Genomic DNA, 22,408 nt, shown 5'->3' on the forward strand with positions numbered 1-22,408 from the left:
GCCTACACCGTGGTGGTCGCGGCACCTTCGCGTTTGATAAGACGGTATCGGAAGATGGCCAGGAACCAGGCCTCGATGTCCGGCGAGACATTCGGCTGCAGTGTCCCCCAAGTGCGCGTCATCACCAGCGACGTCAACCTACAGACGAAGCTCAGCGCAAGGGGATTGCCGTTTCTCGACGCTGAGGTGTAGACCGGCGTGACGTTATTGGCCCCGATCGGCCCTTCGGAGATGGCGCTGTTGGCGTCAAGCCCTCTCCTCGGTCTTCGAGCCAGCATGCGCGGCCGTCGATGATCAACGCGCAAACGCCATGAGCGGCAGCGTGGGAGAAAGCAGATGCCGACCAAAGCTGACATAATCAATATTATCAGTCACTTGCTAGGCGCGAGATCTGGCTCCAGGATCAGATGGTCAGGACAAGGCTGACCGGATCGGCGCCCTCGACGATTTCAAAATCGCTCGTGGCGCTGCCGGCCGCACAACGAATAGTCACTGAGTAGGAGCCAGGGCTAGCGCTCAGGTACACCTGGCCGAACGAGTTCGTGAGTCGGCCCTGCTCAGTGACCGGACTTTGCCCAAAGAATTGGGCATCGCATCCCTCGAGAGGGCTGCCGTCCTGGAGTTGAGCGGTAATGGTGGATGAGCCTTGGTTTTGCGGCATTGGGCCGCAGCCAGCTGTGAATAGAGCAGCGAGGAAAGCAAGCCCTACGGCTGCTGCCTTCGCTACTTGAGACGTCACGATGTCACGCTACTGAGCTGTGTACTGGTCTACAGCTGACACGAATGCGCCCGTCATTCGGGTGCCAAAGTTCAACTATGTGCTGCCGGCGGTGTGCACGCCCAGGACGCATCCCCGCTCGGCTTCTCCGAGACGAAGACCCTGACATGGCTGGTCCGCAGGTGTTGGCCGCGGCCCGTTCCTTCGCGGCTGGCGGCTAAGAGAATTGCGTCATGCTTGTCGACCATTCCTGTTCCGGGGCGATGGGCGGGTAGGTTGCTCCCCCTGCAAAGGAATCAAACGCTGATCCCACCCCGAGCGTGGCTCCTCTTGATGCGTAGCCCAAGAGAAGCCCCTAGTAGAAACATCTAAACGCCGATTGACAATTCACAATCATCACCTATCGTTGACAATATGTTGCCTGAGCAGAACCCCTACAGTCCCGGCTCTGGTCGGCGGCCACCGGAACTCGTCGGTCGACAAAAGGAACTCGAAGCTTTCGACACGCTCAGTGCCCGCGTCGGATACGGCCTTGGTGATCGCGGCATAGTCCTAACGGGACTTCGAGGAGTCGGCAAGACCGTTCTCCTCAACGAAATGCATCGCCGAGCTGAAGCCGATGACTGGCTCACTGTTCGCCTCGAGGCCCGGCGGGATGAACAGGGCGCCAAGACCGTTCGGCGTGCCCTCGCGCGCGAGTTGGTGGTGGCCGCACGAAAGCTCACCCGGACGTCGCTCACGGGCCGAATGAAAGATGCACTCGGCACCATCTCGTCTTTCAACGCAAAAATCGGGGCGACCAGCATTGAGCTCGGCGTCGACATCAGCACGGGCCGTGCCGATTCTGGGGACGTCGAGGTTGACCTGCTTGAGCTTGTTGAGGACGTTGCCACTGCCCTTGGCGAAAAGCGCCGCGGGTTCGCCCTCTTCGTTGACGAGATGCAAGACCTCGACGCGGAGACCATGGGCGCCCTGATCGCTGCCCAACACGCCGCCAACCAGCGCGACTGGCCCTTCTACATTGTTGCTGCAGGCCTACCCAACCTGCCTCGCGTGCTGACCGAGACCCGTTCCTACGCAGAACGACTCTTCAACTACCGACCCATCGGCAAGCTCGCCCGCGACGATGCCGCCTATGCCCTGCGCGAGCCTGCGGAACGCCTTGGCGCCGAATACGAGCCAGACGCGCTTGAGCAGCTTCTTGACGCAACAGGCGGCTACCCCTACTTCATTCAAGAGTTCGGTCAAACAGCGTGGGACCTCGCGCCCGAGCGGACCATCACTGCTGCTGATGCGGCAGCCGCCGTCTCCTACGGGACCGATCGGCTTGACGCCGGCTTTTTCCGCTCCCGATGGGAGCGAGCCACGAAATCTGAGCGACGAATGCTCTTTGCGATGGCAGCCGATGGAGAGGGCCCCTCTCCCACCGCTGAAGTGGCCCATCGCATGACCCTCCAGCCCAGCAGCCTTGGTCCGTACCGAGCTGCACTCATTAGCAAGGGCCTCGTATACGCACCCGAACATGGCCAGATCGCCTACACGGTGCCTGGTATGGCTGCCTACATCGATCGCCACCACGACGATCTCGACGTCAGCGGAGCTACCGACTAAGCCCCGTCCTTCCTCAATCTCGTTTTTCCGATGGAGTCATTCGTCTTCACTCGGTGAATCGCCGGTCTGCTCGCCACGCTCGTCACCGACGGGGAGGGCGGGCGGCGCATCAGCCGGGACTGGTGCCGGTGTGCCCTTCATGGCCTTCTTCACCTCACGCGAGGTGACGCCAAGGCGCGCCGCGACCTCAGCTGCACTCGCGCCAGCGGCGACCATGCGGACAATAACCTGGTCGGCCCGGTCGCGTGCCTTCTGCGTCTGCTGCTCCGCTCGTTTACGGATCTTCGCGATCTCGCGCTCGGTTTCCTCGTTCGTCTCGTCGACCGAGTCGACTGCAACGAAGTAGTCCGTCGCGAGCTGCTCGAGCGTGTCCTGCAGCTCACGGAACTGCGCCGCCTTCTCGCGTGCCCGACGACGGGCGTCGGTCTGCTTGGCGGACTTTCGCGGTTCAGCCATGTGGTGCCCTCCAGTAGAACGGTGCGTCCATTATGCATGCGCGCCCTTCGGACGACGAGGCGAGGCCATTGGTGTGCCGGTTACGCCACACCCCTGGGCTGGAGCCCCAAGGCCGGCTCGACTGTTGCTTCTCGACCGCGCACGCTTCCGGTCCTCGTTCCTCGTCCCTCTCGCGTGCTTCCCCGGTCTCAAACCACAGCCGCACTCGCTGCGCTCCTCGTCAACCTTCTCTCCCTCCGTCCAGCGTCGCTCATCGTTCGTTCCTCTCTCGATCTCCTCAGTCCTGCGGTCATCAGATCGTCACACCTCTGGCATTACGAATCAGCGAGGTAGAGTGGCCCCGTGATGACCATGCATATCCTCTCCGCGGGAGACGGGTATGCCTACTACACGAGCGAGACAGCGACCGGCGACGCCAAGCGCGACCCGGACCGCGAGCTAGGCGACTACTACACCGCGGACGGGAACCCTCCCGGCGTGTGGGTCGGGTCAGGCCTCACCGCTCTCGGCGTCAGTGGGACTGTCGCCGAGGAGCAGATGAAGGCCCTCTTTGGCGAGGGTCTGCACCCCGACGCCGACAAGATCATCGCCGCAGCGCAGGACGACGGGAAGACCGCCGAGGAGGCCCAGGCCGCAGCAAAGCTCGGTCGCGCCTACTACTCCTACGACCAAGGCGGGCAGGGTCTCCGGGGCGCGATCGATGAGGGCTACGCACGGTTCGAGCGCACCGAGCACCGCGAGCCGAACGCGGACGAGCGCCGCGCCATTCGGGTCCGCGAGGGCGCCCAGGCGTTCCGCACCGCCAAGGGCCGTGCCCCCGCCGACAAGGAAGAGCTGGGCCGGTTCATCACTGCTGCGTCCCGTCCGACGCAGCAGGCCGTCGCCGGCTTCGACCTCGTGTTCTCCCCCGCCAAGACCGTCTCCACCCTCTGGGGGCTCGGCGACAACGACACCCGCCGTGCCATCGAGCAGGCTCACGAGTCCGCCATCGAGGACACGGTGAAGTACCTGGAGGCTGAGGCGATCGCCACCCGCGCCGGGACGAACGGGGTCGCCCAGATCGACGTCGAGGGTGGCCTGATCGCAACCCGGTTCCGGCACTACGACTCCCGCGCCGGCGACCCGCAGCTTCACGACCACCTGGTCGTGGCGAACAAGGTCAAGGGCTCCGATGGCAAGTGGCGCACCATCGACTCGAAGCTCCTGCACCGCCAGGGTGTCGCGGCATCCGAGTTCTACAACTCCCGTGTCATGGACCTCGTCACCGACGCTCTCGGCCTGACCACGGAGCTGCGCGAGGTCACCCCCGGAAAGCGGCCCGTGGTCGAGATCGCAGGGATCGACGACCGTCTCGCATCCGGCTTCTCGTCACGCTCTGCTGACATCAAAGCGACGATGAAGAAGCTCGAGCGCGACTACCGGCAGGACCACGGTCGCGCACCCGACATGAAGGCGCGTGTCCGCCTCGCCCAGCGGGCCACCCTCGACACCCGGCCTGCCAAAGCACACGCCCGCTCGCTGTCTGAGCTCCGCGCCGGCTGGCGGGCGCAGGCAGAGGCAGCCGTCGGCGGCCGCGTCGTCGACAGCGTCCTCGAGCAGGCCCAGGCGGCCGCCAGAGGCCCCGAGACTCCCAGCGCTAGCACCAACGCCGTCGCGCTATCTGAGGCATCCGGCGCCGTCGTGGAGACCGTCGCCGAGCACCACTCCGTCTGGGGCCCCCACACCATCGAGGCCGAAGCTAGACGCTACGTCCAGACGCAGCGCGCCGCCGGCGTCACCGTCAACGCCAGCGTCGAAGAGATCACCCGGCACGCCCTGACCACCGACTCCGTCACGGTCACCCCGCCGGTGCCGCACGGGTCGTTCCAGCCCCTGATACGCGCCGACGGGACGAGCATCTACGAGCACAAGGGCCGCCAGCTCCTCACCTCGCGGAGTGTCCTCCGGGCCGAGGACACTCTGCTGGACGCCGCCCGCGACCGCACGATCCGCCCCGTCAGCCGTGAGACGTTCGAGCGGATCGCCGCGGAAGAGAACGCGCAGAGCGAGCACCCACTGGACTCCGGGCAGTACGCCCTCGCGGGTGAGTTCGCGACGTCCTCTACGCGACTGGTCGTCGGAACCGGCCCCGCCGGCGCGGGTAAGACCACGGCGCTGCGCGTCGCTGCCCGAGCCATCGAGGCCGAGGGCGGCCGCATGATCGGGCTCGCCCCGTCAGCGACGGCCGCGAAGGTCATGGCCGACGCGATCGGCATCGAAGCCACCACGATTCACTCCCTCACGTTCCAGGCGGGCAGCCTCGACGAACTCCTCGATACCAACGCCGCCGACTTTGAGCCGTCGACGAAGATCCGCCGCGGCGACGTCATCGTGGTCGACGAAGCGGGCATGGCCGGCACGATGAACCTGGCCAAGGTCACCCGCCTGGCCGAGGTCCATGGCGCACACGTGCGCCTCATCGGGGACGACCGTCAGCTGTCGGCGGTGGAGGCCGGCGGTGCTCTGCGCTTGCTCGAGCACGAGGTCGGCTCGATCAAGCTCGACCAGCTGCACCGGTTCACCGACCGTGCCGAGGCCGATGCCACGAAGCTTCTCCGTGACCCGGCCCAGACCGGTGACCCGTTCGCCTGGTACCTCGACAACGGCCGCGTGCGCGGCGGCGACGTCGACCTCATGACCGGCGACGTGTTCACCGCCTGGCAGGCCGACACCGCCGCCGGTAAGCACTCCGTCATGCTCGCTCAGACGAACACCACCGTGACCGAGCTCAACACTCGCGCGCAGGCACTCCGCATGTCCGACGGCACCGTTACGGGCAAGGAATCGGCCACCGTCCGGGGTGGCCTGTCGGCCTACCGCGGCGACGTGATCGTGACCCGGTCGAACAATTCGGAGTTGAAGATCAGCGGCGGCCGCGACCGCGTGAAGAACGGGGATCTCTGGACCGTTCGCGAGGCGCACCAGGACGGTTCCCTCTCGGTCGAGCACACCACCAGCGGCGGCCGCATCACGCTGCCGGCGAGCTACGTCAGCCGGAACGTCGAGCTGGGTTACGCCTCGACCATCCACCGTGCCCAGGGAATGACGGCCGACACCGCCCACGTACTCGCCGACTCCGCGACGTCGCGCGAGCTGGCCTACGTGGGACTGACCCGCGGCCGCGAAGCGAACCATCTCTACGTCGAGACCGAGGCTGCCCAGCCCGTCAGCGACGTCCTCGAGCAGATCGCCGGCAACGCCGACGGGATGCTCTCGGCCACCGAGACGATCCGCGCCGAGCAGGCCCGGGTCGATGACCTGGTCACCCTCGTTGACCAGTACGCGGACGTCTCCGAGCGGGCCGACGTCCTCCGGTTCGAGAAGGCCGCCGACCAGGCCCTCGGGCACGACACCGCGCAGGCGCTCCGTCAGCACGAGAGCTGGGGTGCCGTTGAGGGCGCCCTTCGACATGCAGAGAGCCGTGGGCTCGACCCCGCCGACGTTCTCTACCAGTCGTGGACAGAACGAGACCTGGAGGGCGTCGACGACGTGCCGGCTGCGCTCTCGGCCCGCATCACCGCGAACACCACTCAGCACGTCGACGCTCTGCCCTTCGAGCAGCAGACCGAGGCGCCGGCGGTGCCGACGTGGATCGCCGATCGTCGCGCGATCGACAGTCCTCACACCGCCCCTGAGTGGCGAGAGCACATGGCCGAGCGATACGACTACCTCGCGCTGCGTCTCGACGAGCGCGGTGAAGCTCTGGCGGCCGAACCGCCGGCGTGGGCTTCCCACCTGGGCGGCGTCCCCGCCGAGAGCGCTCGTCGCGAGGAGTGGACCAGGCTCGCCGCCGAGGTTGCAACCTTCCGCGACCGCTTCCAGGTCCCCGAAACCGAGCCCGACGCGGTCCCTGCCGCGTACCGCGGCCAGGCCCTCGGCAAGGACCTGCAGGAGCGCGTCGTGGCCAGCCACAAGTCCGATGCGCTCCGCGGCACCGCCAGCGACCGCCGTGAACGCCTGCAGGCAGTCATGGGTCGCGGCGGCGAGGACGCACGTCGCCGACGGGAAGCGTGGGAGGCCGCCCACGGGCGCCGCATGACGTCCGGGCGACCGCCCGCCGACACCAGGCGGGACACCACCCGGCAGACGCCCACGAGGGACCGCGACACCGGCCTCGAGCGCTGACCCGCCGGGCACAACGAAGGGGACGCCCGCAGGCGTTCCCTTCGTTTCGTGCACTGGCCCCGGTGCTACACGGCGGGCCGTTTCGGTCGGACCGCCACCACGTCCTCGCGAGATGCGTCGTGGAGGTGCCCCTTCGTGAGGTTGCAGCTGCGGAACGGACCGTTCTCCTGATCGAAGATCACGGCCCGGTGGACGTCCCAGTGCCGCAGCCACCAGTCCGACATGGCCGCCGGGTTGTTGCCGTCCTCCAGCTCGGCCTCCGCTCCGATGTGAGCCGTCCAGAGGGCGCTCAGCCGGTCGACGACCTCGGGGTGCAGCCACCACTCGGGGCACCACGTCACGCGCTGTGACCCTCCGGTCACTTCGACGCGGGCGAATCGTTCCTGCACCCAGTCGTAGAACATCGAGTCGAAAGCATTGGTCAGCTCGCTCTCGGTGGGTTCCGTCACCTCACCGGTTCCCGGCTCGGCGGCAACGTCAGTCATGCCGTGGCTCCTCTCTTGACCTGGCGGCGCATCGACGGTGTCCGGAACCAGGGGCGTGCCTTCACCAGGATCGGCGGGGTGTTGCTGTTGAACACGACGACGCGCCACTTCCGCATGCTCCCGAGCTGCTTGACGCTGAGGATGGCGCGCTGCCGCGTCGATCCGCTGGCGCTATCGGTGACTTCGTCGAAGTCCCCGATGAGGTTGGAGAGCTTCTGCAGCTCGGGGCTGTCGGCGACGCCACCGCCGTAGCAGCGCGTGACGGCCGCTCCCCAGATGGACTCCCAGCCCTCTTTGCCGAAGGCCGCGACGGCCTGCGCCGGCGACTGGAAGTAGGAGCTGAGAACGATCCCCAGTGACCCGTAGAACGAGTACACCTCGGGGAGTTCGGGCCAGCGGACGACGTTCGCGCACTCGTCGAGCTCGAGGACCAGCGGCACCGGCAGTCGACCTCCGTTGGCCTCGGCTTGCTGCTGGGCGCTCTTGCAGACCGCGCGCACCAGAGCCGTGACGAAGGCGCTGCCGGAGCCGGTGCCGTTCTTGGACAGCAGAACGAGGGTGTCTCTGCCCTTGGCAAGGCTCGCGGGATCGAACACCCGCACCCCGTCCATCGGCGTCGTCCACTGCAGCAGAGCGTCGTTGGCCATTGCCCCACCCATGCGCTGGGACGTGGCGTAGACGCTCTGACGGGTACGGTCAGCCCATTCGCTGATGCCATCGAGGTTGTCCGCAGGGCCCTCGACACCGTGCTTGCGCAGCAGATCGGCCACGATGACGCCCTGCTGCTTCACGAGCCAGCCGTAGACGTCTCGCAGCGTGCGGCCCTCGAGCGACGCGGCCAGCAGGAACGCCGCGAGGAGATCCCGCCCCGGCTCATCGAACTGCGCATCACCGCCACGGTCGTTGCTCTTCCGGGTGGAGGCCTCGAAGATCTCGGCCAGCTCGCGTGCGTCGTCGGGCGTGTGGATGTCGACCAGCGGGTTGTAGGTGAAATCCGGTGTCGACGTCGTCCGAACGATCTTGTTGGGGTCGTACACGTACGCCTCGCCGAAGGCGCTGCGAAGCGCGAGGATCTCCCGGACCCCGTCCGGCTTGTTGGACGTGACCGCGAGACCACCGGGGGCGACCGCGCAGTGAGGAACGACCATGCTCGACGTCTTGCCGCGACGCGTTCCGAACAGGTACACAGCGGCCTCTTCCCACCCCTGATAGACCTGGTTCCCGATGCGGGTCACCACCCGCCCGATCGGCAGACCCGGGCCTATGTCGTCACAGCCCGGGTGCAGTCGCTCCGCTTCCTGCTGGCGCGCGGCCGTCCGCACGACTTTGTGCTCGTAGGGAGCCGCGAGCCGGCCGACAGTGAGTCGCTCATCGCGCCTCACACGGCCAAGCTTGGCCCCCAGCACCAGCGCGACGACGACGACCGCCGCCAAGACAACTCCGATCGGCCACGTGGCCGTCGGGACAGCGGCCCCACGGACGAACTGCATCACCAGCTCGTAGAGATTCCACGAGTAGGTCATGCCGGTTGGGGTCAGGGCGGCACCCGCATGGATGCCGAGGTACGCCGCGGCGATGACGGCCAGGAGGATGGCGACCGTTTCGACGGTGCTACGGACTTCACTCATCGCTCAATCCCCCGATCGATTGCGGGCTGCGCGACGTCTTGCTGTGGGCTGTGCTGTGCGGCGCCGGCGGTCCGCATTTCGCGGCCGTGCGCTGTCTGCCACGCGTCGCGCCGGCGATCCATGTCGTCGACTCCGTCGCGGCCGTGAGCTTCGCGGCGGGCCTCGCGCCACCCGCGCATGCGCTCGATGATCGATCCTCGATCAGCCGTCGAGTCGGTCTCGCCCTCTCGAAGGCCTGCAGAGCGTTCGCTGGCTCGCCGCTCGATCTGAGGTACCGCGGCCTCAGCTGCGGACGAGTCGCTGTGGACATACCCGAACAGCGCGTCGCGGGGGTCTCCGGCGTGGATCGAGCCGACGGAGCTGAGCGGTTCTAGCTGCCTGTCGATGTTCCTAAGCGATGCGTCCAAGCCTGCGTCGATGCCACCCCACCTGCCGGCGAGATGGGCGCTTCGCTCGAGGGCGGCGTCGGCCGCCAGCGAAGGCTGTTCTGCGAGCTGATCCGCGGACGCACCAAGCACGTTGGGCAGCTCGGAGCGCAGGGTGACCATGGCCGCGTCCAGCTTCGCGTAGGCGACCACCTTGGCAGCGAGCACGGAGTCTCCGATGTCGTCCCGAGCGGACCCATCGGCAGCCCGAGCCCAGCTCAGGCCAAATTGGATCCGCTCTTGGTAGCCGGCCAGGTACGCCTCCTCCATGCGGGCGCGGAGACCAGGTCGTTCCGTCTCCGAGGTTGACGTCGACGCCTCGTCCTCGAGGGGCCCCGATTCCAGCAGCGCCTCTCTCTCGGGGCCCCACCACGCAACATCGGCGGTCGCTGCGTCTCTATAGCCTCGCTCGATGAGCGCTGCACGGACGTCTTCGGCCACCCGCAGGGCCTCGAGGCGGTCGCCGTGCGTGATGGTCGGGTCCAGGTCAGCGTCAGACATGCGGTCTTCTGCAATGGCCCGGGCGATCAGGTCGGTAAACGCACGACTGGCGATCGCGTCGCCGATCGGGACGTTGCCGACGGTGAGGTCCTCGAACGGCAGAGGATCGCCCTGCTCGGGGCTTTCCCACGTTGAGTTGAGGCCGAGAACGAGCTCATCGGCGATCTGGTCTGCTGAGTACATGGTGCGTCTCCTCGGTTAGGTGTTACTTCGGGCCGCTGCCGGCAGTGGGCGACGCGGAGGTGTTCTCCCAGGGGCGGCCCGTGTGGCCGGGAACCTCGCTCGTGAGCTGCACCCCGTAGTGCTCCCCCGTGGGGAGGTCGGCGTCGCCGAAGACGATCGCGTAGCCCTCGTCAACGAACGACGTCGAGAACCGGCCGCCGGGGAACGCCGCCTGTGCCGCCGCGTCGACGTCTGCCAGCGGTGCTCGCGACGTCCCGATGACCTCGACCACGCGAGATCCCGTGATCGGGTCTCGGCCGAGGTAGAGCTGCCAGTCGAAGCTCGGGGCGGCCGCCTCGACCTGCTCGACGACGTCGACCAGGTCGAGAGGCACCTGGTCGAAGTCCTCCCACGTCAGAACGTTCGCCACGTCGTCGTCCAGCAGAGGCATGTCGGTGATGTGAGACGCGGCCTCGCAGGTCTGCCCCTCCTCGGCCACCGGCATGCGGCACCGCCAGAGGTGGCCGTCGTAGACGTACCTCGAGCGGCAGACCACGTCGACGCTCATGCGACGTTCTCCGTCGATGCGCCTTTGTCGAGGACGCCGGGGTCGGCCAGCAGCTCGGGAAGGTCTGCTGCATCCTGCTCGCGGTTGTCGATCCACCAGCGGGCCCGGTCGAGCGGTGCGGCCGCCTCGAGGACCTGCACCTGGAACTCCGCTTCACTGAGCTGCTCGGTCTCCACCAGCGCCGCATACGCGCCGCGAATCAGCTCCCCTCGGACGCGCAGTGCCCAGGGGACCTGCTTCTCGGTGCCGACCAGATCGACCGGCAGCCCGTCGCGCTCCGCTTCGGCGCGCAGCTCCTCAGCCTCGGCCGCGTGACGTTCGTCGCGCTCCTTCTCGCTCTCGCCAGAGCCGCCGTCTTTCTTGAAGCAGCGGCCGCACACGAGGTGTTCGCCGTACCACTTCGCCGACGCGGCCCGCTTGCCGGCGGGCTTGTCGGAAAGGTCGCGGTCCTCGGTGTGGCCGCAGGTGTAGGTGACGGGCCAGGTGGTCTTGATAGCCATGGTGTTCTCCTTCGGTGGTGAGTTGCCGGTGTCGGTGGTGACGCTTAGAGGGTGGGTTCCGTGGTCCTGCGGCCGCGGTTGTTCACGAGCTGGTTGATGCGGGACATCGACAGCCCGGACGCCTCGGCGGCCGTCTGGCGGCCGACAGTGATCGCGGCGGCGATGATCGCCTCGTCGCGCTGCTGCCGGGATCTCCGGTACGAGCGGATTGCCTCGTGTACCGCCTCGATCGGGTCGGCCGTCGTGTCGCCTGGGTTGGTGGTCATGGTCACTTCCCGGTGAGGGTCAGGGGCGCCGTGGTGGTGCCGAGATCGATGTGCTGGTGTGTGCAGGGGTCGGTGAACTGGGCGATGTTCGCCAAGACGGGGCGTGCGGGGCACTGCCCCTGTCCGGCTTGGGACCCGGGAGGCAGCACCGTGTCGAGCCACGTCAGAAACTCCGTGTTCGCAGGCCCGGAGCCGAGAAGTGGCTTTCCGCCGACGGTGTTGAAGTCGACGGCCATCGCGGGGTTCTTGCAGTGGCGCGAGATCGGGCAGTTGATGCTCAGTCCCACGCACGGCCGGTTCAGGTCGCTGATCTGAACGGACCCGTACTTGTTCAAAGCAGCGACGAGCAGCTGCAGAACGCGCGGGTCGACCTTGCAGCCCGGCTGCACGGTGCCGTCGACGATGGGGAGGATCTGCTGTTCGACCATCTGCGGGTGGTACGGGTCGGTCAGCGTCCCCTCCTCCCAGGCGTTCGCGAGGATCGTCGCGAGCTGCACTTCATCGCCGGACACGTCGCAGCCCGACGTCGTGGGCTCACCGGTCAGCCCCGAGACGACCTCTTGGGCCTCGGCGAAAAAGGGTGCGTAGTGGTAGGGATCGGCGTTGATCTGGACCTTGTGGGCGGCGAGGGTGGGCTCCATCTCTTCCCAGCCAGGAAGCGCGACCAGGCGAGTCAGGAACGCCCTTGCCGCGGTCGGAATGTCCAACCGTTCCGCTCGCGATCCGTAGGACGTCCCCTGCTGCAGGACACCGATCGTGCTGTTGTCGACAGCATCGCCGTGGTCGGGGTTCGACAGGGACGACTCCCCCATGGCCGTCATCACGAGAATGGAGGTCGCCTGGCTGTTGACCTTCATCTCCCGTGCGACGGCAACGAGCTGCGAGGCGACGGCGAGCTGGTCGCCGTCCCATCGACCGATCTTCGTCGGCACGTCACCGGCGAGAGCCGGGGTTCCCCCGGTGCCGATACCGCACGACGTCGGTTTGCCGGCGAACAGCACGATGGCGGCAACGATGACGACCGGGACGCAGACGAGCGCGACGATGCTCATGATCGCCGCCTTCACAGCCCTGCTCCGCTCTCGGTCGGCAGTGACGCGGACATGACCAGCCACTGCCCGGCGACCTGCTGCAGGTTCACCGTGTAGGCGCCGGCGTCGGTCGGGACCGACACGATTGCCGGCAGAACGCTCGGCTCGTCGTGACCATCGCCCTCGACCGGTTCGGCTGTGACGCCGGCCTCGAGGACGGCGTCACCTGTGACCTGCGTTCCCGGGACGCGGGACTGCCCGGTGCCCTCGTACGCCACCTGTGCACGCGGCGTGAGGTACCGGGTGTAGCCGGCCTCCCACTCCTGGCCGCTGACACTCCGGTCGGTGAACGCGGCTACGAACGACGACGCCACCTCGAGCGCGGAGGCCTCGGACGGGCCGTCATCCGTCGACGGCGCCACGGTCGCCTGCGCGCTCTGCGACGCAGCCGGCGTCGACGTCACCTGCGCCTGCGCCTGCGGGGCAGACCCTGGCGTCTCGTCGTTGCTCAGCCCCACGATGACAGCGACGACGCTGGCGGCCGCAGCGGCCGCAGCGGCCGCGGCGACGACCGCGACCCAGACGGGCACGCCCCTGCTTCTCCGGCGGGCGCTCATGCTGCCTGCTCCTCGAGCAGCCCCATCGCGTGGTTCGTCTCCGTGATCTTCTTCTCGAGGTCGCTGCGGATGTGAGCGACTCGGGTCTCGGCCTGGATGCCGGTCTTCTTGAAGTGGTGCCCCTGCGGGAGGGTCATCAGGTACTCCGGTGCGCCGGCACGAAGGCCGGCGATGGACGCGGCCGCTTCGGCGTCGTCGCGTCGGGCCTGGCGGAACAGGTGAAGCGTTCCCGCCTCCTTGACGAACGCGATCGCCGGGTCATCGGCGGGGATATCGGACAGGTGGTGAATGTTCACCACGTTGCCCATCCCCAACGCCCGCGACAGCTTCGAGTTGGAACGGATCACCTTGCCCATGGGGCCTCCGACGAGGAACCAGCCCTCGTCGACGCAGAAGTTCGTCTGCCACTTCGTGCCTCCTGCTCGGATCGCACCGAGGGTCCAGGCGTTGGCGAGCATCATCCCGATCGAGCGAGCGGGACCGTCTTCGGGGAGCTGTGAGAAGTCGAAGAACGTCGCCTTGTTGTTCAGCACCACGTCTTTCGACGTGTCGCCGTCGAAGAGCCCGGGCATTTCCTCGGGGATGCGCTCAAGGAGCACCTGCGCCCCGTACGCCGCCATGAACATGGCGTCCTTGGCGTGCCCGGGGAGGTCCTGGAAGTCCGGTGCGTCCATGTTCCCCAGGTGCTGGATGACATCGAGCAGCGTCGGCTCGCGCTTTGCTTCGTGCGCGGCGATCGATGCACTCGCCACGGCCACACGGATGGCCTTCTTCTCGAAGCGATTCAGCTCCGTGTTGTCGTTGAGGACCGCGGCGGTCTGCTGCACGATGAGGACCATTCCCGTGATCGACGGGACTGCCTGCGTCTGGCGCAGCCGCGGGTCCAGGAGGTTCAGCGTGGAGCTCGCACGCGAGGCTTCGTCACCGCGCGAGATCTCCAGCCGGATCGGCTCGACGCCGGCAGCGTCAGCGACGGGGGTGTACTCGCCGTAGTCGGCTTCGTTCGTGAACGGCTTGATGTCGATCACGACGACACGGCGGTTCTTCAGCACCAATGGGCGCAGCACGTAGTCGCACTTCATCAGGGTCGACTTGCCGACCCCGACGTCGCCGGCGGTGCACACGTTCGGGGACGTGATCTTCCCGCGGCGGAACGCCTCGAACTGGTCGTTGACCGACGGGGTCGAGGACAGCGTCTCGATCCCCGACAACAGGCCTTGGAAATCCATCGGCGAAGCCACGACAGCCGGGTTCAGGATCTCGACCTGCCGCGACGTCGACGGGGCACCGAGCCCTGCAGGCTCGTAGAACCCCATGCGGACCAGGCTCTTGCGACGCCGGGGCGTCCACCCGCGCTCAAGCGCGAGCGGGAATCCCCGGTCGTCGACGGTCGCCGTCTCTCCGGTAGCGGTGTCGTCCTCGTCGACCGGGCGGAGGGTGAACAGCTTCCGCAGCTTGGACGGCCGCTGCGTGCTTTCGCGATCGGCACTTCGGCGATCGCGGCGGCTCGGCTGCGACTGGGTGTCGGTGGTGTCGTCGCTCATAGTGCGTCCTTCGATTCGTGGCCGGCGGCGAACTTCTCGACGTGTGACGAGATGGAGTCCTTCGCGGCCTTGATCCCGCGGCCGGTCGGCCAGGTGTAGGAGTTGGCGGTCTGCTGGTAGGGGTCGAGCCACTCGAGGGTGCTGATACCCGCGTTGCCGGCGGCGGACGTCATTTGCTCGCACGCGTCGAGCAGATCCCTCTTCGTGCCCGCGGTGACGGTGATGTAGCCGACCCAGTTCGCGCCGGTGTGGCCGGTGCCCGGGGTGAGGTTTGCGATGCGGCGGGCCGCCGCCTGCTCTTCCACGTTCAGCTCGGCCGAGTCGAGAACCCCGGCCTTCGCGCGCCGGTTCTTGTCGGCGATGTCGGAGACGCGGTCCTGCTCCGCACGGAACCGCGACTGGTCCTGAGGTGTCAGCTCGAGGTGGAAGCTGATCGTTCGGACGACCTGGGCCGCCATCTCGCCAAGCATCGGTGCCATCCAGAGCGCCGTTCGGTGTGAGAGCTCGACGTTCTTCGCCGTGATTCGGCATGTCCGTGAAAGCGACTGCGAGAGCTCACCGGCGGGTGCGCCGACGTACGTCGTGTACGACCAGGAGTCTTCCGACGGCAACCACGCGCGATCGGGGTCGACGTCGCCGACCTGGTCCATCGGGAACCCGGGGTGCTGAAGGTGGCGGAACACCGCCGCCGTCTGCCGGGCTGATAGGGCCTTTACGTTGCGGAACCCCGCCGCGCTCAGCGCTCCGGCGACCGAGCGGATCTCGCCCGCCATGAGGTCCAGCCAGCCTTCGGCGCCCTCGGCCCGTCGCATCGCGCGTTCCTCGAAGCGGGTCGTCACGGGCCAGACGACGGTGAACATGGGCCGGTTGACCAGCTGCGCGCTGGCCACGGCGTCTGAGACCTGCCGATACGACTGGTGCAAGATCATCGGCACGGTCGGGTCTGCGTTCTTTCGCAGCCACGCCTCATGCTGTGTCGGGTCCGACGGCAGGATGCGGGCGATGGTCTGCACCCGGGACGGCAGCGACAGGCTGTCACCGATCTTTGCCAGAACCGACTCGTACCCGGCGGTCGCGGCATCGAAGACCTCGTCGGACTCGATGCCTTCCACCTGGCCGGTGGTGCTGAACACCACGGCGAGGTACTCCTGAGCGTGGCTCGGGCGGTGCCACTGAATTCCGGGCACCCCCAGGGCGTCTTGAAGCCACAGCATCCCTTCGACACCGTCGGGGGTGGGGCGCATCGCGTGAAGCTCTTTGGCCGCTGCGCGGCGCTCCGTGCGGGTCGCTGCCTCCGACCAGTGCTCGGTCAGCAGGCCCCACCCGTCGGCGTCGTAGGGAACGAACATTGTCGTTCCCTCGCCCTGCTGGTCATGCCACCGGCGCCGTGCCAGGAAGCGAGCCATCACCGAGTTGTTCTCGGTCTGGATCGTGACGAACCATGCGACCAGAGGCAGGGTGCCGAGGAGGATGAGTCCCCAGAGATCCCAGGTGACGACGGCCAGTAGCCCGAGGCCGACCGAGACGCCGAGGGCGATCAGGCGGGGCTTGGAGACCGACCCGCCGAAGAGACCGCGGTGGGCGGTATCGCCACCGATAAGTGATGTGCGCATGTCGTCCCCTAGTCGTTGGTGCCGGCGTCACCGGCTTGCTCGGCGGCCTGGTGGCCGGCGCGCACAGCCATGGCCGCCGCCTTGAGCGCCGAATTGGCCAGCAGCGCTCCGACCGCCACAGGCGCCCCGACGCCCGACGCCGCGGCTCCCGCAGTCGCGGTCTTCGTTGCCGCGCTCGTGGCCCCCTTCGAGGCCGCCTGCTGTGAGGCCCGCTTTCCGGCTGCTGCACCGACGCTTTGGCCAGCTGACGAGCTCGATCCGACGCTCCCCATCGACGTCGTAGCGGTCGACGTCGCGGGCTGCGTGGACGGCGTCCACGACGGGCTTCCCGCACCGTCGCCACCGCCGCTTCCCTTCGCGGCCTGGTTCGGGCTCTGCGGTCCTGACCCGCCTCCGCCGCCGTTGCCTCGAGGGAGCTGCGGTGCCTGTGAGGGTGAGTTCAACCCACCGTCTCGTGACTGCCCGCCGCCACCCAAGGCCGCCGACGCCTGGCCACCCATCTTGAGGAGCGCCATGGGCGCAAACACGATCAGGCAGATCAGCACAGCGGGGAGCGCGAGATTCACGAACGTCGCGAACGGCGTCGAGAGGGCCCCGTCGGCCGTGGCCTCGACCTGCAGCCCCGCGACCGCTCGGAAGACGAGCCCGACGAGGAAGATCAGGAGGCTGTGTGAGAAGCAGAGCGCGAGCCAGATCATCGGCCCGACCTTGGCGAAGTGCCTCGTTGCGGGGTTGATCGCCCAGACGAGGCAGAGCGCCATCAGGGCGCCGGTGAGGTACATCGTCGCGAGTTGGATCAGCAGCACGAACACGACGACGAGGAGCCCCAGGAACAGGAACAGGAGGGTGATCTGGGAGATCAGTGCGGCGCCGAAGAGTGACGCGGCGTCCTTGTCCGCAGCTCGCTCTCCGAGGGCGCCGAAGTAGTCCTTTGTGGTCCCGTCGACGGCCCACATCGCGAGGGAGTCCTCGAGCTGGATGAACACCTTCGACAGCGAGATCCCGACCAGCGGCCCGAACATGCTGGCGACGATGAATGCCGGCAGGGCTACGAACATCGTCTCGACGATCTCGCGGCCGGAGTTCTTGCCTTTTCGGCGGTTGACCATGGCCACGACGAACAACACCGCGCCCAGGAGCATGGCCATACCGAACGAGACCCGGTAGGCCGAGATCCACCACTCTGCCGAGTAGTCGGGGTGCAGGGCGCTCAGCATCGGCGGGATGACCTGCTGCGCGACGGCCTGGCACCCGGCCTGCAGAAGGGAGGTGATGTAGCCGGCGGGGTCCTGTGCGAAGTCGGCGAAGTTCACTACCGAATCGACGGCGTCGTTGGCTCCATCGACGATGTCGCCGATGATGCCGGGCAGGCCGCTGGGATCGGCGCTTCCCGCGCCTCCCCACCACGGCATCAGCAACCCCCCGTGAACGCAGTACCGGACTCGGTTGCAGTCGCCAGCCACTTGCCCTCACCCGTGGCGCCGGTGACGACCCAGCCGCCGTCGGTCGTGGTCAGCGTGAACTCGCCCCCGAGGTAGCTCGTCTCTCCTTCGGCGGTCTGGTCGGCCACACCGTCGGTGGTTGCCGCTCCCGCGATGTCGAGCGTGATCGAGTGCTCCGATAGGTCGACTACGGCGAATGCGCCCTGAGACAGGTCGACGGCGTGCCGCCGGCCACCCGAGTACCCGGGCGTCCCTCCGGCGATCTGCTGCTCCACCAGCTCCTGTGCCTCGCCGCTCGTGGTGACGTCTGCCACCTGCTGGATTCCCTCGCGGAAATCAGGATCGGCGGCCGAGGTGATCTGCAAGAACGCACCAAGGAACTCGGCTGCACCCTCGGCCGTGAAGTCCTTGTTGCGACGGACCTGCAGCAGGTCCTCCCCCGTCACGCCGGGACCGGCCATGCACCCCGACACGTTCCGTCGACGGGAGTCCTCGAGAGGCGTGATGACCGGCAGAGCGGTCTCCCTCGACGCAGCTGATGGGCTCGAGGCCACAGGGGTCTGCGTCTCGGTCGACGGTGCGAGGTTCACGACTAGGAACGACGCCAGCGCCGCCAGGACGATTGCCCCGGCGATGATCAACAGCAGCGTGCGGGGATGGATGCGACGTCGCGGGCCCGTCGGTTGGGGTGTCTTCCTCTCGGGGGTCATTAGGCCCCCTGCGATGCCGCGTTGGTGATCGCCACGAACAGCACGGGGGCGAGGATGACCCCCGCGATGCCCAGGCCGGTGCCGATCAGGACGCCGATCGCGTGTTCGGCCTCCTGGGGCTTCTTGGTGTTGCGTGCGTGCCGCAGACCAACAAGCGCCTTGACGAAGACGAACGCCAAGACGATGAGGCACAGGCCGAGGAACCCGCCGAGTGCCCCCACCCAGACGCTGTTGAAGCCACCTCCGAGCCAGTTCAGGTCCGGGCCGACGCCGTTGAACGGGTTGGTGGCGGCCACGACGGAGGTCGCGGACGAGGCCGCAGCGAGCGGCAGAACGGTGTGAAGTGTCATGACAAGGAGCCTTTTCTGTGTGGGGTTAGGCGGAAGCCGAGGAGGAGGTGTCGCCGCTTGTGCGACGTCGGGGGGTGCTGGCCGGGAGGAGCTGGTCAGGGAGGGACGACGCGGGTTCGGCGTAGCCGGCGGCGTGGCTTCCTCCGGGGTAGAGGCGGTCGAGATCCAGTTCCACGGCCAGCTGGCTGCCGCACCGTGTGCAGAACAGCGCCTCGGGAACCCGCTCGTGGCACGTGGGGCACTCCACGAGGCTGTCTGCGGTGTCCGCCGGTGCTGCCACGACACCGGTGACCAGGACCGGTCCTGCCGCCTGAGCAGCCGACACAGGGGCGGACAGGGTCTCTTCCTCGACCTCGTCCTCCTGCTGGTCGGCATCCGCCGCCGTCTCCACCGGCGCCGGATTCGGTGACGTCGCCGAGGTCACGATCGGCTCCGAGGGCTTCTCCCCCTGCAGCACGCGAATCACCGAGGCGGCCGCGAGCGTGAAGGACTCCCGCGTCTGCTCGCTCAGCCGCGACCAGGTCAGCTCTCCACGCTCCGCGATGTGTGCGTCGAACGCGATGTCGAACTGGCGTGTCACGCCTCGCTGCTCGAGCATGTTGATGACCTCGGCGCGGATACGCGGGTCTTCCGGGCGACCGTCGGCCATGCGCAGCACCACGGCGTTGGCTGCCAGCTCGGCGGCGTGGCCTCCGTGGCTGGTGAGGTAGTCCAGCATCTCGATCGCCTTGAGCCCGGAATCACCGGCCATCATGACCGGAACCACCAGAACGTCGGCGACGTCGACGGCCCCGAGGAACGGCCCCGTAGAGACGACGTTGCCGCTGTCCATGACGCGGAACCGGTAGTAGTCGTCAATCACCTGCGAGACGGCCAGCACGGCCTCGGCCGTCAGTGCGGGCCGACGTCCGCCCGGCAGGGAGCCGAAGACATCGACGAACGACGTCTGCGGGACGGCGTAGCCCGACAGCTGTCCCGCCGACTTCACTTGGTCGATCTCGTCCACGAGACGACCGAGCCCCAGCCGCGGGTCGCCCTCGGCGCGCTGTGAAAGGGTGCCGGAGTCGTCTGCGACCTCGAGGGCGCAAATGCCGCTGCCCTTGATCGTCGCGATCGCGGCCGCGAGCATCAACGTCGTGGGGGTCTTACCCGACGTCCCCTTGGGGTTGGCAACCAGCACGCCCACGGAACGGGTGAAAGTCGTCTGCAGGATGACAGCCTGCGCCGTGGCGAGAGCTGCCGTACGCTCCCGCGCCTGGCACTCCGCCGGCCCCGGAGGCAGCCGAAAGCCCACCTTGTTCAAGGCGCCGCGGACGCCCTCGGTGGCACCGGTCGGGTTCGAGCTCTCTTCCTGAGCTCTGTGAAACAGGGTGTTGATCTGGTCGGGCGGCACGAGGCCGTTGCCCTGCGAGATGTCCACTGCTGGGTTCCTCCAACTTAATAAGTTGCGAGTTACCCAAAGCGCTTTTGGCGACGCCTGCTGTTTGGCAGCCGGACGGGCCTCCTACGGGGTAACCCGTAGGAACAAGTGTTGCAGATTTGCCACAGCGTGGCAACGCTGCCTGTATGCAGCAGTGCTGCACAGGCGGGCTGTCAGTCGTGGACTCCCCGCTTCGCGATCCACCGCTGTACGGCGGCGCTGAATCGGGCGGGGTCGGTGTTCCACTCCATGGCGTGGGGGCATGCAGGGAACTCGTCGAGCTCAACAGCTTCGTTCGCCGCCGCGAAGTCTCGTGACGTCTGGAACGGCGCGGTCCGGTCGCCCTCCGAATGGATGATGAGCGTGGGGACCGAGACGGTCGGCAACGCGTCTGAGAGTTCGAGCGGCTGCGTCAGGCCGAGCAGGGTGCTCGTTCCTGGCAGCGATAGGGCCGCGATCGTCAGGGACGCTAGCCATGCCGGCAATCGGTTTTGCTGCATGCCGAAACGGATGCTCCGTGCCCAGCTGATGACGGGTGAAACCAAGACGAGACCACTAACGAGCGCCCGCGAGGGGCCGTGCTCTGCCGCGTTCAGAGCCAGTGTGGCTCCCAGGGACCACCCGACAAGGATCACGTTCGTCGCCCCGTTGACCTGCGCGAAGGCCACAGCGGCGTCGACGTCGTTCCACTCGGTCTGCCCGAGGTGTGATGGGCCTGCTGTCTCGGTCGGGGCCTCACCATCGCCCCTGTATGACACGACAAGCGAGGTCACCCCAGCAGACGCGACAGCGTGCGCGCTGCGGAGCGCCGAGTCGCGGCCGGCGAGCATCCCATGAACGTGGATCACCCAGGTCGACGCTGCTGCGCCGACACCTCTGTAGAGCCATGCAGGCTGCAGCTGGTGGCCACCATCGATCGCGACTGACTCGGGAGGTATACCCGTGATGTCCTCCGGGCCAAAGACGTTGCCGCTCGCGCGCCCCTCAGTGCCTCCGAGCAGGGGCGCCGGCGCCGCCAAGGTCCGCACGACCCGCTCAGGGTTCTCGAGAACTCGCGTACCGGCCTTCAAGACGGCCAACTTCGATTCGCCGTCGTACAGCAGACCGAGGGTTCCCGGAAAGCGAGTCAGGGCCGTCGACGACAGCACGACGTCGCCGCTGGCGCGGACCTCGTCGATGCGGGTCGGCCGCGATCGCTTGGGGTAGATCACTGCCCGAGCGAGAAGGGTTGTTGAAGCAGCGACCGCTAGCCCTCCGATTACCGCCGTTGCTCCGACCGCGACCGTCCATGTCATCGGGGTGTCCTCTCCAGGTGGTTCGAGAGGAGATGCTCGACGCCACTGAATAGGGCGTGTTCGCGGCGCGATAGCGCTTGCGTTCCGATCTTGAGGCGGTCCCGAATGTTCACCGCAGAGTTGACCGCGAGCTGGCGGTCAGACCATCCGTTCTCGGATGAGGTCGCGAGCGATCGCGCGAGGTATTCGCCGCCCTCGTGGCGTGCATCGATCCGCAGAGTCCATCGGGCGAGGTGCTTCCAGAACACGCGGACCGCATAGACCCAGAGGAAGCCCAGGACGGTGATGAAGATTCCGCCGAAGAACGGGCGCTCGGCGACGTAGTACAACGACTCTCGGAAGTCCGGATTGGTCGGACCGAAGTGGGTAGCGGCGAGGTACATCAGCTCGATGATCGATCCGACGAGCATGAGCGAGAGCCCCAGTACGTAGAACCGCGTCATTACCGTCTTCTCGGACGAGAGCAGAGCTATGGCGCGGGCCGCGAGGGCGCCCACAATGAAGATATAGATGCTCGAGAACAGCCAGACGGGGAACTGATCGAGGCGGTCCAGGACGAACGCACTCGACGTCGGCCCGGGGCGCGAGATCAGCAGGAACGGAACGGTGAAGGAAAGCACCGCCAGGCCGAGACCCCAGGCCGGAAGTTTCTTCTCAGGCTTCCGCTGCTGGGCTGCTACGGCGTTGTGGAAAAACCACACCGCAGCCACAGCCGCGGCGTCTCTCACGAGCGTCAGGAGGTTGCGGCCCCCCAGCATCCCGTCCAGGACGACCGGTGTCGCCCAGAGAATCCCATAGGTGGCCACGGCAATGGCGCCGAAGGCCGTCGCCCACCACGCTGGCTTGTGCCAGGAGGATCGAGCGCGTAGGGCGACGACGATCATCAATGCCACGAGGCAAAT

At 67.3% G+C, this 22,408-nt stretch carries 19 protein-coding genes; 2 read left to right on the forward strand and 17 right to left on the reverse strand.

From position 1 onward, the window contains the following. Window positions 1-2: 2 nt before the first annotated feature. A complete protein-coding gene (locus IFT88_RS16375; protein WP_192121919.1) occupies window positions 3-356 on the reverse strand; it encodes a hypothetical protein in 354 nt (117 codons plus the stop codon). A gap of 776 nt (window positions 357-1,132) precedes the next feature. Between IFT88_RS16375 and IFT88_RS16380 the strand changes: the two genes are divergently transcribed. Further along, window positions 1,133-2,329, forward strand: a complete 1,197-nt coding sequence (locus IFT88_RS16380; protein WP_192121921.1) for an ATP-binding protein — start codon at window positions 1,133-1,135, stop codon at window positions 2,327-2,329. Window positions 2,330-2,365: 36 nt separating this feature from the next. Here the strand turns inward: IFT88_RS16380 and IFT88_RS16385 are convergent, their stop codons facing one another. After that, window positions 2,366-2,785 (reverse strand): hypothetical protein, encoded by a 420-nt coding sequence (locus IFT88_RS16385; protein ID WP_192121923.1) that lies wholly within the window; start codon window positions 2,783-2,785, stop codon window positions 2,366-2,368. A 345-nt stretch (window positions 2,786-3,130) separates the two neighbouring features. Between IFT88_RS16385 and mobF the strand changes: the two genes are divergently transcribed. Continuing rightward, entirely contained in the window at window positions 3,131-6,949 is a 3,819-nt protein-coding gene (gene mobF, locus IFT88_RS16390) for a MobF family relaxase (RefSeq protein ID WP_249409121.1), read from the forward strand. A 65-nt stretch (window positions 6,950-7,014) separates the two neighbouring features. On the opposite strand, the gene IFT88_RS16395 is transcribed toward mobF, so the two are convergent. The 15 genes from IFT88_RS16395 to IFT88_RS16465 form a co-directional block, all read right to left on the reverse strand. Beyond that, on the reverse strand, window positions 7,015-7,434 hold the full coding sequence (locus tag IFT88_RS16395; RefSeq protein WP_192121931.1) for a DUF4913 domain-containing protein: 420 nt from the start codon (window positions 7,432-7,434) through the stop codon (window positions 7,015-7,017). After that, window positions 7,431-8,957, reverse strand: a complete 1,527-nt coding sequence (locus IFT88_RS16400) for a type IV secretory system conjugative DNA transfer family protein (protein ID WP_207110910.1) — start codon at window positions 8,955-8,957, stop codon at window positions 7,431-7,433. Before IFT88_RS16400 ends, IFT88_RS16395 begins: the two co-directional genes overlap by 4 nt. A 101-nt stretch (window positions 8,958-9,058) precedes the next feature. Beyond that, the gene (locus tag IFT88_RS16405) at window positions 9,059-10,171 is read right to left on the reverse strand and encodes a hypothetical protein (protein WP_192121935.1); all 1,113 of its coding nucleotides are present in this window, start codon (window positions 10,169-10,171) and stop codon (window positions 9,059-9,061) included. 22 nt (window positions 10,172-10,193) lie between these two features. Beyond that, window positions 10,194-10,718: a hypothetical protein gene (locus IFT88_RS16410; protein WP_192121937.1), complete on the reverse strand. Its 525-nt coding sequence runs from the start codon at window positions 10,716-10,718 to the stop codon at window positions 10,194-10,196. Beyond that, on the reverse strand, window positions 10,715-11,218 hold the full coding sequence (locus tag IFT88_RS16415; protein ID WP_192121939.1) for a hypothetical protein: 504 nt from the start codon (window positions 11,216-11,218) through the stop codon (window positions 10,715-10,717). Before IFT88_RS16415 ends, IFT88_RS16410 begins: the two co-directional genes overlap by 4 nt. A gap of 44 nt (window positions 11,219-11,262) precedes the next feature. Then, complete coding sequence (locus IFT88_RS16420; RefSeq protein WP_207110912.1) at window positions 11,263-11,484, reverse strand: hypothetical protein; 222 nt, start codon at window positions 11,482-11,484, stop codon at window positions 11,263-11,265. Window positions 11,485-11,486: 2 nt separating this feature from the next. Further along, window positions 11,487-12,536: a hypothetical protein gene (locus IFT88_RS16425; RefSeq protein ID WP_192121942.1), complete on the reverse strand. Its 1,050-nt coding sequence runs from the start codon at window positions 12,534-12,536 to the stop codon at window positions 11,487-11,489. 11 nt (window positions 12,537-12,547) lie between these two features. Next, window positions 12,548-13,105, reverse strand: a complete 558-nt coding sequence (locus IFT88_RS16430) for a hypothetical protein (protein ID WP_192121944.1) — start codon at window positions 13,103-13,105, stop codon at window positions 12,548-12,550. Between the two features lie 23 nt (window positions 13,106-13,128). Further along, a complete protein-coding gene (locus IFT88_RS16435) occupies window positions 13,129-14,808 on the reverse strand; it encodes a hypothetical protein (RefSeq protein ID WP_192121946.1) in 1,680 nt (559 codons plus the stop codon). 1,489 nt (window positions 14,809-16,297) lie between these two features. Next, entirely contained in the window at window positions 16,298-17,701 is a 1,404-nt protein-coding gene (locus IFT88_RS16440; protein ID WP_192121949.1) for a hypothetical protein, read from the reverse strand. Next, window positions 17,701-18,441: a hypothetical protein gene (locus IFT88_RS16445; RefSeq protein ID WP_192121951.1), complete on the reverse strand. Its 741-nt coding sequence runs from the start codon at window positions 18,439-18,441 to the stop codon at window positions 17,701-17,703. The genes IFT88_RS16440 and IFT88_RS16445 overlap by 1 nt, the downstream gene beginning before the upstream one ends. Continuing rightward, window positions 18,441-18,791, reverse strand: coding sequence for a hypothetical protein (locus IFT88_RS16450; RefSeq protein ID WP_192121952.1), 351 nt, complete (start codon window positions 18,789-18,791; stop codon window positions 18,441-18,443). Before IFT88_RS16450 ends, IFT88_RS16445 begins: the two co-directional genes overlap by 1 nt. A gap of 25 nt (window positions 18,792-18,816) precedes the next feature. Then, complete coding sequence (locus tag IFT88_RS16455; protein ID WP_192121954.1) at window positions 18,817-20,211, reverse strand: zinc ribbon domain-containing protein; 1,395 nt, start codon at window positions 20,209-20,211, stop codon at window positions 18,817-18,819. Between the two features lie 173 nt (window positions 20,212-20,384). After that, window positions 20,385-21,506 (reverse strand): alpha/beta hydrolase family protein, encoded by a 1,122-nt coding sequence (locus tag IFT88_RS16460; protein ID WP_192121956.1) that lies wholly within the window; start codon window positions 21,504-21,506, stop codon window positions 20,385-20,387. Then, entirely contained in the window at window positions 21,503-22,390 is an 888-nt protein-coding gene (locus IFT88_RS16465) for a hypothetical protein (RefSeq protein WP_192121958.1), read from the reverse strand. Before IFT88_RS16465 ends, IFT88_RS16460 begins: the two co-directional genes overlap by 4 nt. Window positions 22,391-22,408 lie beyond the last annotated feature (18 nt).

This window comes from Frigoribacterium sp. CFBP 8751 (assembly GCF_014841545.1).
GTDB lineage: Bacteria > Actinomycetota > Actinomycetes > Actinomycetales > Microbacteriaceae > Frigoribacterium.

What these genes read in the sequence shown, in the direction of transcription:
- IFT88_RS16440 (WP_192121949.1), bottom strand. Translation starts at nt 17,701, where the DNA reads ATGCCGTGGTGGGGAGGCGCGGGAAGCGCCGATCCCAGCGGCCTGCCC.
- IFT88_RS16460 (WP_192121956.1), bottom strand. Translation starts at nt 21,506, where the DNA reads ATGACATGGACGGTCGCGGTCGGAGCAACGGCGGTAATCGGAGGGCTA.
- IFT88_RS16445 (WP_192121951.1), bottom strand. Translation starts at nt 18,441, where the DNA reads ATGACCCCCGAGAGGAAGACACCCCAACCGACGGGCCCGCGACGTCGC.
- IFT88_RS16405 (WP_192121935.1), bottom strand. Translation starts at nt 10,171, where the DNA reads ATGTACTCAGCAGACCAGATCGCCGATGAGCTCGTTCTCGGCCTCAAC.
- IFT88_RS16450 (WP_192121952.1), bottom strand. Translation starts at nt 18,791, where the DNA reads ATGACACTTCACACCGTTCTGCCGCTCGCTGCGGCCTCGTCCGCGACC.
- IFT88_RS16410 (WP_192121937.1), bottom strand. Translation starts at nt 10,718, where the DNA reads ATGAGCGTCGACGTGGTCTGCCGCTCGAGGTACGTCTACGACGGCCAC.
- IFT88_RS16400 (WP_207110910.1), bottom strand. Translation starts at nt 8,957, where the DNA reads ATGACCTACTCGTGGAATCTCTACGAGCTGGTGATGCAGTTCGTCCGT.
- IFT88_RS16375 (WP_192121919.1), bottom strand. Translation starts at nt 356, where the DNA reads ATGTCAGCTTTGGTCGGCATCTGCTTTCTCCCACGCTGCCGCTCATGG.
- IFT88_RS16415 (WP_192121939.1), bottom strand. Translation starts at nt 11,218, where the DNA reads ATGGCTATCAAGACCACCTGGCCCGTCACCTACACCTGCGGCCACACC.
- IFT88_RS16385 (WP_192121923.1), bottom strand. Translation starts at nt 2,785, where the DNA reads ATGGCTGAACCGCGAAAGTCCGCCAAGCAGACCGACGCCCGTCGTCGG.
- IFT88_RS16395 (WP_192121931.1), bottom strand. Translation starts at nt 7,434, where the DNA reads ATGACTGACGTTGCCGCCGAGCCGGGAACCGGTGAGGTGACGGAACCC.
- IFT88_RS16420 (WP_207110912.1), bottom strand. Translation starts at nt 11,484, where the DNA reads ATGACCACCAACCCAGGCGACACGACGGCCGACCCGATCGAGGCGGTA.
- IFT88_RS16465 (WP_192121958.1), bottom strand. Translation starts at nt 22,390, where the DNA reads ATGATCGTCGTCGCCCTACGCGCTCGATCCTCCTGGCACAAGCCAGCG.
- IFT88_RS16425 (WP_192121942.1), bottom strand. Translation starts at nt 12,536, where the DNA reads ATGAGCATCGTCGCGCTCGTCTGCGTCCCGGTCGTCATCGTTGCCGCC.
- mobF (WP_249409121.1), top strand. Translation starts at nt 3,131, where the DNA reads ATGACCATGCATATCCTCTCCGCGGGAGACGGGTATGCCTACTACACG.
- IFT88_RS16380 (WP_192121921.1), top strand. Translation starts at nt 1,133, where the DNA reads ATGTTGCCTGAGCAGAACCCCTACAGTCCCGGCTCTGGTCGGCGGCCA.